The sequence below is a fragment of the Yersinia fenwicki genome (assembly GCF_043099325.1).
Lineage (GTDB): Bacteria > Pseudomonadota > Gammaproteobacteria > Enterobacterales > Enterobacteriaceae > Yersinia.
Window position 1 is genome coordinate 3723061 of record NZ_CP170755.1, and the last position, 16997, is coordinate 3740057.

Sequence of the window (16997 nt, forward strand, 5' to 3'; positions counted from 1 at the left end):
TCCCTACTTTGCGACCCCTGGCTCCTGCATGAACAGCGCCATAGATTCAAGATGCCCGGTGTGGGGAAACATATCTAACATTCGCACCTGAGCAAGACGGTAACCGGCGGCTAACAACACCTGACTATCTCGTGCCAGCGTAGTGGGGTTACACGAAACATACACCACCCGCTTTGGCGCCAGTTTAACTATATGTGACATGACCCCGGCAGCACCTGCGCGGGCGGGATCTAACAATACTTTATCGAACCCTTGTGTTGCCCACGGCTGACAACTGATGTCAGATTCCAGATTTTCATGGAAAAAAGACACATTGGATAACGCGTTATTCAGAGCATTATACTGCCCATTCGCTACCAACGCCGCAACTCCTTCCACCCCAACCACTTCGCAAGCCAACTTTGCCAGCGGCAAGGTGAAATTGCCCATACCGCAGAACAGATCCAGCACCCGCTCATCAGGCTGCACATCAAGCCATGCTATAGCCTGAGCTACCATTTGCTGATTGACCGTATCATTGACTTGAATAAAATCGCGCGGATGAAACGCTAAGCGTAGACCCTCAATCTGGTAATAGGGTTCCTCACCACTCAGTTTTTCCACATTATCACTATCACCAGCCAGATAGACGGCGACCTGCTCTCGTTTGGCAAAGTCAATTAACGCCACACGATCTACCTCTTTAAGGGTATCAAGGTGGCGTAAAACCATCAACGGACCATTATCGGCTAATACCAATTCCACATGCCCAAGGCGGCGAACAGCCTGTAAGCCAGATAAACATTGATAAAGTGGTAATAACAAGCGCTCCAACTCAGGTCTTAAAACCGGACAGTGCTTGATGCAAACTAAATCATGAGACTCAGTTTGGCGAAACCCCATTTGCAATCGATGCTGCTTGGATTGATAGAGCAGCCCTAATCTTGCCCTCCGCCGGTAGCCGTATTCCGGCCCGCAAATAACGGGGTCTAATTCAGGGCAAGCACCTGCCTCTCGCATAATCAAACGCTGGAGTGAATCTGCTTTGCTCATTTGCTGTAGCTGGCTATTAGCGTGTTGCTGCTGACAGCCACCACAAATTCCGAAGTGAGGGCAAACAGGAACAACCCTTTCGTTGCATCGGTTCAACAAACGTTTAAGCTTACCGCGGCTATATTGGCGCTTTTGCTCAGTAAGCTCTATTTCAGCTTGCTCTCCTGGTAGAGCGCCAAGAATAAAGATAGCTTTGCCTTGGTGATGCGCTACCCCTTGACCAAAAGGGTCAAGCGAGTTTACGGTCACTGTTAGTGTTTGTTTGGTCGTCACACGTCGGTTTGGAGAGTAGAATTGCGCCATATTGATTGATCAAGCATCGGTTTTGTAAGCTGCTAATTCTCCCACATTGGAATACCATGACCAAATACAGTCTTCGCGCGCGCATGATGATTTTAATCTTGGCCCCCACGCTGCTTCTTGGGCTGTTACTCAGTACGACCTTTATGGTCAATCGTTACAATGAATTGCAAAAACAATTAGTTAACGCAGGTACAAGTATTATCGAACCGCTAGCGGTTGCCAGTGAGTACGGAATGACCTTCCGCAACCGCGATACTGTCCGTCAGTTAATAAATCTTCTTCATCGCCGTCACTCGAATATTGTTCGATCAATATCCGTTTTTGACGCAGATAATAATCTTTTTGTCACATCTAACTATAATTACAATTCCTCACAATTAAGATTGTCGAAAGACGACGCTATTCCCAGTTCACTAATGCTTTCCTATCGTGGCGACTCTTTGATTCTGCGCATGCCTATTGTTTCAGAATCCAACCTGTCCAGTAACCGGACTTCCGATTCAGATATAACCAATCGGCCATTGGGTTATATCGCCATAGATTTGGATTTACAATCCGTACGCTTGCAGCAATATAAAGAAATCTTTATTTCGACTCTACTGCTGTTGTTCTGTATGTGTGTGGCTATCTTATTTGCTTATCGGCTGATGCGTGATGTCACTGGCCCCATCCGTAACATGGTGAATGCGGTGGACCGCATTCGCCGCGGGCAATTAGACAGCCGAGTGGAAGGGCATATGCTCGGCGAGTTGAATATTTTGAAAAACGGCATTAACTCGATGGCAATGTCACTGGCGGCGTATCACGAAGAGATGCAGCAGAATATCGATCAAGCCACGTCAGACTTGCGTGAAACGCTGGAGCAGATGGAAATCCAGAACGTGGAATTGGGGTTGGCGAAAAAACGTGCGCAAGAAGCCGCGCGAATTAAATCTGAATTTCTGGCTAATATGTCCCATGAGTTACGTACGCCACTCAATGGGGTGATTGGATTTACCCGCCAAACACTGAAAACATCACTGACCCCGACGCAAACTGACTATCTGCAAACTATCCAACGATCAGCAAATAACCTGTTGTGCATCATTAATGACGTACTGGACTTCTCCAAATTAGAAGCTGAAAAGCTGATTCTCGAACATATCCCATTCTCACTACGCGGCGCGCTAGATGAGGTCATTATTCTCCTGGCACACACCGCTCATGAAAAAGGCCTGGAACTGACCCTACATGTTAATAAAGATGTGCCGGAACAAGTGATTGGCGATGCCATGCGTTTGCAGCAAATAGTCACAAACTTGCTGGGTAATGCGATTAAATTCACCGAACAAGGCAATATCGATATTCTGGTGGCGGTACGAGCAATAGCTAGCCAGCAGGTGACGCTGGTGGTAGAAATTCACGATACCGGCATTGGTATTTCCGAATCTCAGCAAGCCCAACTGTTCCAGGCATTCCGTCAGGCCGATGCCAGTATTTCACGTCGACACGGGGGTACCGGCCTTGGGCTCGTTATCACCGAAAGATTGGTGAAAGAGATGGGCGGCGATATCAGCTTCCGCAGCCAGGTTGATCGGGGTTCGACTTTCAGATTTCATCTAACCTTGGATCTCAATGAAGCTATTCCCTCCCGCCGCCCAGATATGTCGCATCTGGAAGGGAAAACGCTGGCTTATATTGAACGTAATGCTGCTGCGGCAAGAGCAACATTAGATATTCTCAGCATCACTCCTTTACAGGTGATTCATAGCCTGACGTTAGCCCAATTGCCGATACAACATTATGATTTTCTGCTCGTCGGGGTGCCTATCCCGTACCGCAATAATATGGCTGTTCATCAAGACAAACTGATCGCAGCAATGAAAATTTCTGAGCAAGTTATTTTGGCACTGCCGAGTCAATCACAAATAGAAGCAGAGCAACTTAAGCAGATCGGCGCTAAAGCATGCCTGGTTAAGCCTATCTCCGCTAACCGGTTAATTCCTTTATTGTCTTATGAAAAGGCGCATAGTGAATTACCGGTGGTAGAGCAAGTCCACAAGCAGCCTAAGCTGCCTTTCAAAGTAATGGCCGTCGATGACAACCCAGCTAACTTGAAATTAATGGGGACTTTGCTTGAAGAACAGGTTGAAGAAACGGTGTTATGTGACAGCGGGGCAAAAGCCATAGCCTATGCCCGTGAAAATACACTGGATATCATTTTGATGGATATTCAAATGCCGGAAATTGACGGCATCCGCGCCAGTGAAGTGATTCATCAGATGTCACATCATCAGGACACACCGATCATTGCGGTCACGGCTCACGCCGTTAGAGGGCAGCGGGAACAATTACTAAAATTGGGTATGGCTGATTATCTCGCGAAACCTATTGATGAAGCTCGGCTGATACAAGCACTTTCGCGCTATCTACCTGATGATGCTCCAAAGTCCCATGATGAACAGCCTCACGCTTTACAACAATCCCGAGTTTCACAACAATCCCATACTTTACAACAACAGGGCGAGGGTAAGGCCCATATTCAGTCAGTTCCACAATCTGAATGTAAAGAGTCAATAGACTGGCCGCTCGCGGTAAGGCAAGCAGCAAATAAAGAAGCGCTGGCTAAAGACCTGTTAACCATGTTGTTAGAGTTTACGCCACAAGTGACACAGCGCGTGCAGGCGATTCTAGCCGGTAGCCATGACGATGATATTCTGAATCTGATTCACAAGTTTCATGGCAGTTGCGCATGTAGCGGTGTGCCGCGACTGCGGCAATTGTGCATGACGATTGAACAACAATTGCGGCAACAAACTGACATACAAGACTTGCAACCTGAGTGGCTTGAGTTGTTAGATGAGATAGACAACGTCCGCTTTGCTGCACGGAATTATCTCGGCGCAGCCTAATATCGGCCGCCACCACATCTAAATAGAAAGGGCACACCGATAAACGGTTGTGCCCTTTTTGACGGTATCTATACTTTTTCTACATAAATACCTATTACTGCATTAGTGGCGATTACTGCATCAGCAGATAGAGCGAAGTATCACCACGCTGAATGCTCAACGCCAATACCGATGGTTTGGTATCAAGGATTTTCCGCAGCTCACCCAGATTCTGAACCGGTTGCTGGTTGACACCCATGATAATATCGCCTTTTTTCAGACCGATACGCGCAGCAGCAGTGCCAGGTTTCACACTATCAACTTTAACGCCTTTCTTACCATTCATATCAGAGTTACTCAGCTCAGCCCCTTCAATACCAGTGTAGAGATTGCCGGAGTCAACTTGAGTTTGGCTGCTTTGCTCTAATGTCACTTCCACGTTGACTGGTTTACCGTCGCGCAACAGACCCAATGTCATTTTGCTACCCACTGGCAGAGTACCAATCTCGGCACGGAAGCCAGCGAAGCTATTGATGGCTTTGCCATTCATGCTGACAATCACATCCCCCGCTTTAATCCCTGCTTTAGCTGCAGCAGATTTTGGCAGTACCTGACTGATAAAGGCCCCTTTCTGGGCATCAACCTTCATGGTTTTCGCCAGCTCAGAGTTCAGTTCTGTACCCATAATGCCCAGTTCACCGCGTTTCACCTGACCAAATTCAACCATCTGTGAGGTCAGGTTTTTCACCATGTTACTTGGGATAGCAAAACCGATACCAATGTTACCGCCATCCGGCGCCAGGATAGCCGTGTTGATCCCGATCAGTTCACCGTTCAGATTGATCAATGCTCCACCAGAGTTGCCCCGGTTAATTGCAGCGTCAGTCTGGATAAAGTTTTCGTAGTTTTCGACATTCAAGCCACTACGACCCAACGCCGATACGATACCAGAAGTGACGGTTTCACCCAGACCATAGGGGTTGCCGATAGCAACGGTATAATCCCCAACGCGCAGTTGATCAGAGTCGGCAATTTTAATCGCAGTTAGGTTTTTAGCATCTTTCAGTTGTAATAAGGCGATATCGGTACGTGGATCTTTACCAATTACTTTTGCATCAAAGCTGCGGCCATCGCTCAACTTAACATTGATTTTGGTTGCATTATCGACCACGTGGTTATTGGTAACGACATAACCTTTAGCGGCATCAATAATTACGCCTGAACCCAGTGCACGGAAATCCTGCTTGCTGGGTGCTCCGCCTTTGCTACCTGGCCCCCCCTGACACATTGGTGACCCTTGGAACGGAGAACCGTCCTGGCAGAATGGCGAATCATCACCAAAGAATTGCTGGAACTGTGGTGGCATGCCGCCGGCATTACTTACCTGAGCACTTCCCTCCACATTGATACTCACAACCGAAGGCATTACCTTCTCTAGCATTGGCGCCAGGCTAGGGAGCTGCTGGCTGCTGGAAGAGGCCGTTTCTGCCGCAACGACAGAAGAAACCGGCCCCATGGCTAAACCGATGCTCAATGCCAATGCACTTAATACTAAAGTTGTTTTTTTCATGTATTCTGGCTCTCGCTATACAATTAATAATGAGTCAATAAATGGTGTATACAGACTTATCCTATAATAATTAACCCTACCGCAGATCAAGCTGGCGAACCCGATATTCGAACTCAATGTAGTGAATCGGATAGATTCAACGCAGCAATTCAAGTTAAGAAGGATATAGTCGTCTTGCATAGTAAGATTAAATATGGGGGATGAAGTTCAGAGAACCAATAATTAGAAAAGTAAAAAATATTGTCCGTCTTTACAAATCTATAGTTAATTAACGGACATTTTAGTTTTCCTGCATACTATTCCGCAGCCATCAAACGCCGATATTCATCATAGGCATAAAGATCTGTCATGCCACTGATATAGTCTTGAATTAAACGCGCTCGGTAATAATATTCATATATCTCATGTTGTTCTGGCGATAAATGACGCAACCGCTCTGTTGACTCTGCATAAGCTAGGCGATGTTTAGTCGACAACTTATGGAACAATCTCGTCTCAATGGGATATTCCTGATGGCTGTCTTCAGCGACTAATTGCGTAAATGCCGCTTGCGACATCGCTAATAGCGGGCTATAAATATCAAGCAAGCCACTAATAACTCTATATCCTTGTAATTCAAGCTGTTCCACTTCTGGATAATTGAATACGTGTTTTACTGCTACCTTTTTAAAAATTTGCAGTAATTTACACGCCGGACTGGAATCTTCTAATAAAGCCTGATTAAACGAACCAGAAAACACCGTGGGCAAATTCTCAATAAAACGCTGAGCAGCATGTGGAACTAATTTCCCTACAGTATTTACCCGTAAATACATAAAGAATTGGTCTTCCGAACTACGCCGACCTTGCCCTCGACCTAATTGACGAAATGCACCGCCAACAACTTTATCAAATAAATCACCATGAGTAGTCTCACCCCACTCTTGCACCATATGATCATAAAGTTGTTCAACACTCAAAATATTTTTTTCGACCGCGTCTTCTAAATCGGCAATGCAATAAGAGATATCATCCGCAGCTTCCATAATATAGGTCAGCGGGAAACGATTAAATTCCCCCATATTCAGTTCGCGACGTAAATCTTTAACATAGTCTTCTTCAGCAAGATAAAAGCCAGGTTTCTTCATCAAATAGTTATGAGAAGCGGGAATATCGCCTGACCAATAAGCCGGTTTGGTATATTTAAGAATACAGCCGACCTGTGCATAAGTGAGGTTAAGTTTTAATAAGCTGTAAACCAAACGAATCGCTTGCGCATTACCTTCAAAATGGCTTAAATCCTGGCGAATTTTACTGCGTAGAATATTAAGCTCAGTCTCCCCTTCCCGTAATTTTAATGTATTAACCAGGCATTGATCCTTGCCCCGCAGCTCTGCACCGCCACCATTAGGATCCATTTGTTTAGTAAACCAATTATTAATTGCTGATTCACCGAAATGCCCAAAAGGAGGATTACCGATGTCATGCATCAGACACGCCATTTCTACAATACTTTCAAAAGGATCCAGCAGTTTATCCAGCCCATAGATGTTAATTTTTTTATCTTGCTTAAAACGATTGAGGATCTCTTTGGCGATATGACGGCCAACTTGCTGAACTTCCAGCGAATGTGTCAAACGGCTGCGGACAGCAGCATTGCGCTCCAACGGGAAGACTTGTGTTTTTTGTTGTAAACGCCGAATAGCCGCAGAGTTTACAATCCGGCCGCGATCACTTTCAAATACCCGGGTAATCTCATACTCATCTTCAGCCGAGCTGGGTTTACCAAATGGCCGCTGAACACTAATTTTCTGTTTAAAGTCGATCCCGGACATATTACCCCCTGAACATTCATCTAAATACAGTGATACCCACTCTCAGCAGAAGATGCAATTGTTTACGTGTGAACTTTGGCTGATTGCGTATGAACTGCGGCACATTACGTATTATCTTGGGTGAACTACCCGGCAATCTCACTTACCTGATAAACTGTGTATGGCTTATTACAGATTAATTAATCCTTTAAAATCGGTGGGTATCCATATGAAAGTAGGAATTATTGGCGCAATGGAAGAAGAAGTCACATTGCTACGTGACAAAATTGAAAATCGCCAAACCTTGTCTCGCGCGGGTTGTGAGATTTACACCGGCCAACTCAATAGCGTTGATGTCGCCTTACTGAAATCCGGTATCGGTAAAGTGTCTGCCGCAATGGGCACCACTCTCTTGTTAGAACATTGCCAACCCGACATTGTTATCAATACCGGTTCTGCTGGGGGCCTGGCCTCTAGCCTGAAAGTCGGTGATATCGTGGTTTCTACAGAAGTTCGCTATCACGATGCTGATGTGACAGCTTTTGGTTACGAGCCTGGCCAAATGGCCGGTTGCCCCGCCGCCTTTATTGCTGATCCAAAGTTGATTGAATTAGCTGAAAGTTGCATCAAACAATTGGATTTAAATGCAGTACGCGGCCTGATTTGCAGCGGCGATGCCTTTATCAATGGTGCAGCTCCTTTGGCTCGCATTCGCGCAACCTTCCCGAGTGTTGCAGCAGTTGAAATGGAAGCGGCGGCTATCGGTCATGTTTGTTACCTATTCAAGACACCTTTTGTTGTCGTGCGAGCTATTTCTGATGTTGCCGACCAAGAATCTCATTTAAGTTTTGATGAATTCCTGGTTGTCGCTGCTAAACAGTCGACGCTGATGATAGAAACGATGTTAACCAGATTGGCTAAATGCGGTTAATGGTGCGATTTAATATTATCTCCATGCTACGAGCAATAATAATCCTGCCCCAAGCAGTGATGTTATTGTTGCTCGGCCTGTTTAACTCACCCGCGCTAGCGGCAGAGCGGATTATCAGTTTATCACCCAGCACTACAGAAATGGCCTATGCCGCAGGTCTTGGGGATAAACTGGTTGCTGTAAGTGCTTACTCTGACTACCCAGAAACCGCTAAAAAACTAGAACATGTTGCTTCGTGGCAGGGGGTAAATGTCGAACGTATTCTGGCATTAAAGCCTGATTTAATCCTCGCCTGGCGTGGAGGGAATCCGCAACGTCCACTAGATCAATTGGCCTCTTTTGGTATTCCAATATTCTATTCTGATCCCGTTAATATTGATCAGATAGCGGATGATCTGGATAAATTGGCCCAATACAGTCCATACCCAGAGCAAGCACATCAATCTGCGCAACAGCTACGCCAGGAAGTTCGCAAGTTACGTAGCCGCAATGCGCGCAGCCAACCATTACGCACGTTCCTGCAATTTGGTACCCAGCCACTGTTTACCAGTTCCGGGCATACATTGCAGAGTGAGGTTATTTCCCTTTGTGGTGGTGAAAATATTTTTGCTGGTAGCCGCATTCCCTGGCCGCAGGTTAGCCGTGAACAAGTGATGATCCGCCAACCACAGGTGATTGTAGTCAGCGGTGATAAGTCTCAAGCAAATAATATTAGCGCTTTCTGGCGCCCCCAACTTGCAGTACCAATAATAACTCTCAATGAGGACTGGTTTAATCGCGCTGGCCCACGTATTCTGCTGGCCGCTAAACAGCTGTGCCAACAAATGGCCAGCCTTCCATCCTCTGTGGCGGAGTCACATTAATGCTGGTTTATTGGCTAGATATTTTAGGTACTGCGGTATTTGCAATCTCTGGTGTATTGCTGGCGGGGAAGTTACGTATGGACCCGTTTGGTGTACTGGTATTAGGTGTTGTGACTGCCGTTGGTGGTGGCACAATTCGTGATATGGCCTTAGCCAATGGCCCTGTATTTTGGGTGAAAGATCCCACAGATCTAGTTGTTGCGATGGTAACTTGTCTGGCAACTATTTTGCTGGTGCGACAACCACGACGAACCCCAAAATGGATCCTTCCCGTACTGGATGCTATTGGTCTGGCGGTATTCGTGGGTATTGGGGTCAATAAAGCCTTTGCTGCTGGTGCCAGCCCGCTAGTTGCTATCTGTATGGGGGTAATAACCGGCGTTGGGGGCGGGATTATTCGTGATGTGTTAGCCCGCGAGATCCCTATGATCCTGAGAACCGAAATCTACGCCACTGCCTGCATCATTGGTGGCATTGTGCATGCTACTGCTTTTTATACTTTTGGTATGCCATTACAACAAGCAATGATGCTGGGCATGGTGATAACCCTTGGTATCCGGCTTGCCGCTATCCGTTGGCGCTTAAAACTACCCACATTTGAAATAGAGCAGTAGTCGTCATTTTCAGTTTTTGATTGTCAGGTGTAGGTTGTATTTTATACAATATATATCCTTTAGGCTCTTATAGAGCCTAAAGTTCTGTAAATAAAGATGAAATACATTTTTAGTGTGAGTTAAATCTTCAAGTTTTTAAATAATTAGCCGATATCCAGAACTATCGCTACCGCCTCCGGTAGTGGCAGTTAAAAATGTTGTTATAAATCATGAAATCTTTTTTGTTGATGTTTTGGCTGGTCTTTCTTGCCAGTCCGTCACTAGCCCAGGGGCTAAGCGGCACAATAGATTTACATCTGACTATAGTGCCATCTTGTCAGGTACAATCACCAAATCAAAACGTACATATAGTTAATGATCCCAAAAAGAATTATCCAGAAATACAGTGTCATAGAGGAAATGGATTGGTTACAGAGCCTAAAATCAGCCATTCTTTTATTGCATCAAATGGCCTGCATGTTAGTAAAACCGGTGCCAACCAGATGGCGCAATTGATTACTGTAGAATGGTAATATTCAGATATAAAAAAAACCGCAGTTATTAAAGCTGCGGTTTTTTTATCGAAAATCAAGCAGTGATCTTATACCCTAACTCATTGCTGTTAAGGGTAAATTAGATGCTGAAAGAAGAACCGCATCCACAGGTACTCTTCGCATTCGGGTTAGTCACGATAAAGCGGGAGCCTTCCAGACCTTCCGTGTAATCCACTGCACCACCAACCAGATATTGTAGGCTCATGGGATCAACGACCAGCTCGACACCTTGCTTCTCAATTGTCATATCGCCATCGTTGATCTGATCATCGAAAGTAAAGCCATACTGGAACCCGCTGCATCCACCACCGGTAATATAAACCCGCAGCTTCAGATTTGGATTTTCCTCATCAGAAATCAGCAGTTTCACTTTTTTTGCCGCTGCCTCGGTAAACTGCAGGGGCAGTACTGTTTCATCGCTCATACTCATCACTCCCAACCGGTGTTCGAGGTGCAGGTCACTACAATGGCAGCCTGATCTGTGTATTGATTATCTAATACCCGAGTAATTCATTCAAGTATTGTGGCTTAATGTTATATATTATCTACCTGTTTGAGTGCTACTTTCAATCGCTGCCTGTCGTTCTGCTGCCTTTGCTGCCTGCTCTTGTCTTTGTAATGTGCGGGCCAAAATAGCTGAATACAAGGGCTGCCCCCCCATAAACTGCGCTATTAAAGTCGCCCCCAGACAAGTCACAATCATAGGTAAAATGAGCTGATAATTATCGGTCATTTCCAGCACCAGCACGATCCCAGTCAATGGCGCACGTACTGAGGCAGCAAACAACGCGCCCATACCAGCAATAGCAAAAGTACCGGCATCAATGCTGTACTGTGGGAAAAAGTGTGCGCAGGATAGACCAAAAGCGGTGCCCAGAATGGTTCCCAGAGCCAGCATCGGGGCAAATATTCCACCGGGTGCGCCAGAACCAAAACACAGTAAAGTGGTAATCACTCTGGCAATAAAGATAAAGAGCAACATACCAATGCTAAAATTGCCAGCGACTGCAATAGGGATTAATGCAAACCCGCCGCCCACGGCCTCGCCATGAATCAATGCAAGTAAGCCACACATTCCGCCCAGCAGACCACCTATCAGTACCAACTTACGCCAGTCGCCGCCGTGAAAACGCATAAACAGATCTTGTGTGCGAAATATTAGCGCATTGAATATCACTCCTACTGCGCCGAAAATAATGCCTAGCAACAAATAGAGCCATAGGGTATTTAGAGGAACATCACTGAGTTTACCTACATCAATAATTGCACGCTCACCATTAAAATAGCGGTAAACGATAGTTGAAGTAATAACCCCAACAAAGACAGCTTTAATTGAAACCAAGCTATAGCGGAACTGCGAGCGCATCTCTTCGATAACAAATAAAATCCCAGCTAGCGGAGCATTAAAAGCAGCGGATAGCCCCGCAGCCGCACCGGTCGCTAATAATGAGTGACGCGCTTCAGCGCTGCGTAGACGGAAGATATCGACAATCATTCGCCCACTGTTGCCCCCCATTTGTACCATTGGCCCCTCTCGGCCTAATACCATGCCAGCACCTAGCGTACCAAGCCCACCAATGAACTTGACCGGGATGACTCGCCACCAGCGAACGGGCCGCATCTCTTCCATTGCCCCCTCTATTTCAGGTATTCCCGATCCTCCCGCCTCAGGAGCAAAACGGCGCACCAGAAAGTAGCCCACCATAGCCAATAACGCCGATATAATAAAAGCCAGCGGCCAAACTAAAATCGCACTATTAGCAACTTTAGCCAAGGTTGCCAATCTTTCTTGCTGGATCCAATCAACACCGCGATCGAACGCCACACCCAATAAACCAGTAACTGCGCCAACGACAGCAGCCATGATAAGAATGACCAAAGGTGTTGTGTCACGATTAACCAATGCGTGGATAAAGCGACCGCGCTTAACTTCAGAAATACTTTCAGTAGGTATATTTTGGGTTGAATCAGTCATAGTTTGTATGCTTGTCAGTTAAATAATAAGTAATACAAATCCGCCGTATGAGTCTAGCCTACACGCTACTAGTCCGCCTGTTTAAACGCCAATGAAATGATCTTGCTCAGAAAAAGCTTTTTTCTTGAGTTTGCGGCACATCGCGCAAGCCATACGTAAAATATGTCCAATCATTTGATAACCGCTGCCAGTCCTTTAGAATAAGCAGAATTGTTCTAACCAAGGCTAATCCAAGGTTAGTGTCGCCAAATTCAGGAGCCAGTTTATGAGTAAATCCGAAAGTCTGTATGCACAGGCTAAACAGTTTATCCCAGGCGGGGTTAACTCTCCGGTGCGTGCATTCACTGGTGTCGGTGGAGTCCCATTATTCATCGAACGTGCCGACGGCGCTTATCTGTTTGATGTAGATGGTAAAGCCTATATTGATTATGTTGGCTCTTGGGGACCAATGGTCTTGGGGCACAATCACCCGGCAATTCGTCAGGCCGTGATTGAAGCCGTGGAGCGCGGTCTGAGCTTTGGTGCGCCGACAGAGATGGAAGTCAAAATGGCCGAGTTGGTCACCAATTTAGTCCCAACCATGGATATGGTGCGGATGGTCAACTCCGGAACTGAAGCAACGATGAGTGCCATTCGTCTGGCTAGAGGCTTCACTGGCCGGGATAAAATCATCAAATTTGAAGGTTGCTATCATGGCCATGCTGACTGTCTGTTGGTTAAAGCCGGTTCGGGCGCCCTGACACTGGGTCAGCCTAACTCACCCGGTGTACCTGCTGATTTTGCCAAGCATACCCTGACTTGTACTTATAACGATTTAGCTTCTGTGCGGGAAGCCTTTGAGCAATATCCCCGCGATATCGCCTGTATTATCGTCGAGCCAGTCGCCGGTAACATGAACTGCGTACCACCATTGCCTGAGTTCCTACCGGGTCTGCGCACATTGTGTGACGAGTTCGGCGCGCTGTTGATTATCGATGAAGTGATGACCGGTTTTCGCGTGGCATTAGCGGGGGCACAAGAATATTACGATGTTGTTCCTGATTTGACTTGTCTGGGTAAAATCATCGGTGGTGGTATGCCGGTCGGTGCGTTTGGTGGCCGTCGCGATGTGATGGATGCTTTGGCACCAACAGGCCCGGTCTATCAAGCAGGAACCCTGTCTGGTAACCCTATTGCCATGGCTGCCGGTTTTGCCTGTCTGACTGAAGTTGCGCAGGTGGGAATTCATAAAACACTGACTGAATTAACTGATTCACTGGCCGAAGGTCTGCTAACAGCAGCTAAAGAAGAGAATATCCCATTGGTGGTTAACCACGTTGGCGGTATGTTCGGATTATTCTTTACTGATGCCCCAACCGTGACTTGCTATCAGGATGTGATGAATTGCGACGTCGAGCGCTTCAAACGCTTCTTCCATTTAATGTTGGAAGAAGGTGTTTATTTGGCTCCTTCAGCCTTTGAAGCTGGCTTTATGTCAGTGGCGCACAGCAAAGAAGATATCAAGAAAACGGTAGATGCCGCTCGTCGGTGCTTCGCTAAGCTTTAATATCAATAAATTAGCCATCTCCCTATGCTGGGAGATGGTATTAATAAAGTCAGGTTACCGACCCTGTTTACGCAATAAGTAAACAAAGTACGGTGCGCCAATAAATGTCGCCAATAAACCCGCAGGAATCTGATTCGGGAATAACAATATCCGGCCGCACCAATCAGCAAATACCATTAATAAACCACCTAAGATTGCCGCAATAAATAGCTGTGGAATGGCTCGGCGAAAGCCCAACATACGAGCCATATGAGGCGCCATCAGGCCGACAAAACTTAATGGCCCAACCGTCAGTGTAGCTGCCGCTGTCATAATGGCAGCCAATAGCAAAATAGCTAACCGGCTAGGTGCCAGCGCTACGCCTAATGCTCTTGCCGTCACACTCCCTAATGGCAAAATCATCAACCAACGGCGGCATAGCGGTGCTAATGCGATCAGCACCAGAGCAATAATACCGGTACTGAGTGCTTGCGAGCCATCAACAGCATAGGTAGAACCTGAAATCCATGCCAGCAAGCCGCGCATGCGTGGATCGCCACTGGCCAGTAACATGGTTATTACCGTGGTAAAAGCGGTGCTCAGTGCAATCCCAGCCAATAGCATTCTCCCGGGAGAGAAACCACCCCGACCAGCAACGATCAGAATCAACAATAAGGTCGCGGCCGCGCCTAAACTACCTGCGGGTAGCAACCATGCCAGTGCATTACCTGGCACGATAAACATCATGATCACCACACCAAAAGATGCGCCAGAGCTAATCCCCAGCACTTCGGGGCTGGCCATCGGATTACCTGTCAGTTTTTGAATTAATGTTCCCGCGACCGCCAGCATCATACCGGCGGCCAATGCCGCTAATACTCGTGGCCAGCGCCAGTGTAATAATGCCTGAATGTCATCACCGCTAATCCAATTCCAACCGTAGCTATCACGACCAAACATCAGGGCCACGGTTAATCCAGCCAGCAGGATGAGTAAACCACCGCTGATCCATCCCCCCAAATGTTGCCGTTCAGCGGGAACATAATCGCCAAAATCCATGCTGGGGGCCGTCGCGCTATGTAAGCGGGGCAACAGCCATAATAGTAGTGGTGCGCCAATCAGCGCAGTCGCCGCCCCTGTGGGAATTTCTTGCCAAACCTGAGCTAACCAGATTAGCCCTTGATCCGTTACCCACAACAATAAAGCCCCCAAGATAGGTGCCAACATCAGGCGTTGCGATAAACGGCGAGCACCGAGAATTTTGGCCAATAAAGGTGCGAACAGGCCAATAAAACCAATCACACCGACAGCGTTGACCAACATTGCACTAAACAGGATTGCCAATCCCAACGCACACAGCCGTGCTACAGACAAACCTAACCCTAAATTACGAGCGACACCATCATCCAGACCGAGCAAGGTTAATGGGCGAATCAATAAAGCAGCCAATACACCGGTTATCAGCAAGCGAGGCAGTAAAAACTGTACCGTACTCCAATCTTGTTGATTCAGAGCACCGCTACTCCACAGGAACAAGCCTTGAAGTTGATCATAATTAAATAGCGCCAGCAGATTACTGACCGCGCTACAGTAAAGACCGAGTACCAATCCCGCCAATATCAGTGTGATGGGTGACATCCGTTTACCCCAAGCCACACCGAACACTAACACACCAATAAGGATACCACCGGCCATCGCTGCCAGTTGGCGGGTTAGCTCACCACCGGGTAGCATCCATAACGTCGCGATAGTCAGGCCAAGCTGGGCGCCCGCAGCCACACCCAATGTGGCTGGTTCAGCCAGCGGGTTACGTAAGACTTGTTGGAACAAAACCCCCACCAGCCCCAATCCAGCACCGGTTAATAATGCCACCGTGAGCCGAGGAAGTTGGCTGTAATGGAATAACATTTGGCGTACGTCATCGCTGTCAGGCTGCCATAGCGCGGCCCCCCAAAGCGGGGCTGGTAATACCTGACTAAAATTGTATAACGTTAACGCCACGGCAAAAATCAGCAGTAAGATCAGTAAGCTGGCTGGTAGAAACCAGCTTTTAGGCAGAGTCTTGGCCATCATGAAGATTTGCCCCATGCCGATTCTAATAACCGCACAAATCGCATGGCTGATAATGTCGCGCCATAGAACCACACCGCAGGCAGTATTTGTAATTGATTTTGACGCACGAATGACATGGATTGCCATAATGGTGTGCGGGTAACCTGTTGTAGTATTTCACTATTGCCATGAACAAAGCACATTGCACGGCCTGGTTTTACTGTTGCTAAACGTTCGATTCCCACCACAGCACTGCCCCAGATATTAGTCTCGCCCTGCCAGGCATTCTTAATATTCAACTCGTTTAATACATCCTGGAATAAACTGCCTTGGCCGATGACCAAGGCATGGCGAGTGTCCAATAGAGAAAACATCAGTAATGATGTGTTACGGCTAGCGGAGAAGCGTTGGCGAGCAGCTTGCATAAATTGATTAAAATCATTGAGGTGTTGTTCGGCAGCGGCCTCCAATCCAAGACGCTGGCCTAGTGCAAACAAGGAACTTTTACCGACAGCAAGAGGGGTACTGCCCTGCTGGCTAAAAGCAAAGCTCATCGAAGGGGCGATCGGAGCGAGTTTTTCCGGTGAAGAGCCGAAACCTTCAGACATCAGAATCAGCGACGGCGCCATTTGTTGTAGCAATTCCAAATTAGGTTCTGTGCGCTGGCCTACATCAATGACACTGGCAGATAATTCAGGTTCCTCAACCCATAAACGGTAATTATGGGTATCTGCCACACCATACGGCGTCACTCCCAAAGCCAGCAGTAACTCAACAGGCAACCATTCCAGAGCAACCACCCTGCGGCTATCAATCTTAGGAGAATTTACTGCCCATCCGGGTAATGAATACAATAATGGCGATAAGGCCAGCGCAGTGAGTAATCTACGACGGGTAAGGTCTGGCGGCGTCAGATGGGCGTGTTTCATGGATAAA

At 47.0% G+C, this 16997-nt stretch carries 13 protein-coding genes; 6 read left to right on the forward strand and 7 right to left on the reverse strand.

Annotated elements, in window-relative coordinates:
* Positions 1–3 precede the first annotated feature (3 nt).
* Positions 4–1335: a 23S rRNA (uracil(1939)-C(5))-methyltransferase RlmD gene (gene rlmD / locus ACF3VQ_RS17005; RefSeq protein WP_392432250.1), complete on the reverse strand. Its 1332-nt coding sequence runs from the start codon at positions 1333–1335 to the stop codon at positions 4–6.
* 56 nt (positions 1336–1391) lie between these two features.
* On the opposite strand from rlmD, the gene barA reads away from it, so the two are divergent.
* The gene (barA, locus tag ACF3VQ_RS17010) at positions 1392–4226 is read left to right on the forward strand and encodes a two-component sensor histidine kinase BarA (RefSeq protein ID WP_392432251.1); all 2835 of its coding nucleotides are present in this window, start codon (positions 1392–1394) and stop codon (positions 4224–4226) included.
* 112 nt (positions 4227–4338) lie between these two features.
* On the opposite strand, the gene degP is transcribed toward barA, so the two are convergent.
* Both degP and dgt read right to left on the reverse strand, forming a co-directional pair.
* Positions 4339–5775 carry a serine endoprotease DegP gene (gene degP, locus ACF3VQ_RS17015; RefSeq protein WP_392432252.1) on the reverse strand — a complete coding sequence of 479 codons (1437 nt, stop codon included), beginning with the start codon at positions 5773–5775 and terminating at the stop codon, positions 4339–4341.
* Positions 5776–6071: 296 nt separating this feature from the next.
* Positions 6072–7589 (reverse strand): dGTPase, encoded by a 1518-nt coding sequence (gene dgt / locus ACF3VQ_RS17020; protein ID WP_392432253.1) that lies wholly within the window; start codon positions 7587–7589, stop codon positions 6072–6074.
* A gap of 208 nt (positions 7590–7797) precedes the next feature.
* Between dgt and mtnN the strand changes: the two genes are divergently transcribed.
* The 4 genes from mtnN (at position 7798) to ACF3VQ_RS17040 (ending at position 10488) form a co-directional block, all read left to right on the forward strand.
* Positions 7798–8499: a 5'-methylthioadenosine/S-adenosylhomocysteine nucleosidase gene (mtnN, locus tag ACF3VQ_RS17025; RefSeq protein ID WP_392432254.1), complete on the forward strand. Its 702-nt coding sequence runs from the start codon at positions 7798–7800 to the stop codon at positions 8497–8499.
* On the forward strand, positions 8499–9362 hold the full coding sequence (gene btuF, locus ACF3VQ_RS17030) for a vitamin B12 ABC transporter substrate-binding protein BtuF (protein WP_392432255.1): 864 nt from the start codon (positions 8499–8501) through the stop codon (positions 9360–9362). The genes mtnN and btuF overlap by 1 nt, the downstream gene beginning before the upstream one ends.
* Positions 9362–9976, forward strand: coding sequence for a TRIC cation channel family protein (locus ACF3VQ_RS17035; RefSeq protein WP_005164092.1), 615 nt, complete (start codon positions 9362–9364; stop codon positions 9974–9976). Before btuF ends, ACF3VQ_RS17035 begins: the two co-directional genes overlap by 1 nt.
* Before the next feature lie 209 nt (positions 9977–10185).
* Complete coding sequence (locus ACF3VQ_RS17040; protein ID WP_392432256.1) at positions 10186–10488, forward strand: hypothetical protein; 303 nt, start codon at positions 10186–10188, stop codon at positions 10486–10488.
* Between the two features lie 100 nt (positions 10489–10588).
* Here ACF3VQ_RS17040 and erpA read toward each other — a convergent pair whose 3' ends face one another.
* Positions 10589–10933: an iron-sulfur cluster insertion protein ErpA gene (erpA, locus tag ACF3VQ_RS17045; protein ID WP_004706254.1), complete on the reverse strand. Its 345-nt coding sequence runs from the start codon at positions 10931–10933 to the stop codon at positions 10589–10591.
* A gap of 117 nt (positions 10934–11050) precedes the next feature.
* Complete coding sequence (clcA, locus tag ACF3VQ_RS17050; RefSeq protein WP_392432257.1) at positions 11051–12484, reverse strand: H(+)/Cl(-) exchange transporter ClcA; 1434 nt, start codon at positions 12482–12484, stop codon at positions 11051–11053.
* 265 nt (positions 12485–12749) lie between these two features.
* Between clcA and hemL the strand changes: the two genes are divergently transcribed.
* Complete coding sequence (gene hemL, locus ACF3VQ_RS17055) at positions 12750–14030, forward strand: glutamate-1-semialdehyde 2,1-aminomutase (RefSeq protein ID WP_392432258.1); 1281 nt, start codon at positions 12750–12752, stop codon at positions 14028–14030.
* Between the two features lie 54 nt (positions 14031–14084).
* On the opposite strand, the gene fhuB is transcribed toward hemL, so the two are convergent.
* Both fhuB and fhuD read right to left on the reverse strand, forming a co-directional pair.
* Positions 14085–16082 carry a Fe(3+)-hydroxamate ABC transporter permease FhuB gene (gene fhuB / locus ACF3VQ_RS17060; protein WP_392432259.1) on the reverse strand — a complete coding sequence of 666 codons (1998 nt, stop codon included), beginning with the start codon at positions 16080–16082 and terminating at the stop codon, positions 14085–14087.
* Positions 16079–16990, reverse strand: a complete 912-nt coding sequence (gene fhuD, locus ACF3VQ_RS17065; RefSeq protein WP_392432260.1) for a Fe(3+)-hydroxamate ABC transporter substrate-binding protein FhuD — start codon at positions 16988–16990, stop codon at positions 16079–16081. Before fhuD ends, fhuB begins: the two co-directional genes overlap by 4 nt.
* Positions 16991–16997: the final 7 nt, after the last annotated feature.

Coding starts and splice junctions, on each gene's coding strand:
- rlmD (WP_392432250.1), bottom strand. CDS start 1,335: ATGGCGCAATTCTACTCTCCAAACCGACGTGTGACGACCAAACAAACA.
- barA (WP_392432251.1), top strand. CDS start 1,392: ATGACCAAATACAGTCTTCGCGCGCGCATGATGATTTTAATCTTGGCC.
- degP (WP_392432252.1), bottom strand. CDS start 5,775: ATGAAAAAAACAACTTTAGTATTAAGTGCATTGGCATTGAGCATCGGT.
- dgt (WP_392432253.1), bottom strand. CDS start 7,589: ATGTCCGGGATCGACTTTAAACAGAAAATTAGTGTTCAGCGGCCATTT.
- mtnN (WP_392432254.1), top strand. CDS start 7,798: ATGAAAGTAGGAATTATTGGCGCAATGGAAGAAGAAGTCACATTGCTA.
- btuF (WP_392432255.1), top strand. CDS start 8,499: ATGGTGCGATTTAATATTATCTCCATGCTACGAGCAATAATAATCCTG.
- ACF3VQ_RS17035 (WP_005164092.1), top strand. CDS start 9,362: ATGCTGGTTTATTGGCTAGATATTTTAGGTACTGCGGTATTTGCAATC.
- ACF3VQ_RS17040 (WP_392432256.1), top strand. CDS start 10,186: ATGAAATCTTTTTTGTTGATGTTTTGGCTGGTCTTTCTTGCCAGTCCG.
- erpA (WP_004706254.1), bottom strand. CDS start 10,933: ATGAGCGATGAAACAGTACTGCCCCTGCAGTTTACCGAGGCAGCGGCA.
- clcA (WP_392432257.1), bottom strand. CDS start 12,484: ATGACTGATTCAACCCAAAATATACCTACTGAAAGTATTTCTGAAGTT.
- hemL (WP_392432258.1), top strand. CDS start 12,750: ATGAGTAAATCCGAAAGTCTGTATGCACAGGCTAAACAGTTTATCCCA.
- fhuB (WP_392432259.1), bottom strand. CDS start 16,082: ATGATGGCCAAGACTCTGCCTAAAAGCTGGTTTCTACCAGCCAGCTTA.
- fhuD (WP_392432260.1), bottom strand. CDS start 16,990: ATGAAACACGCCCATCTGACGCCGCCAGACCTTACCCGTCGTAGATTA.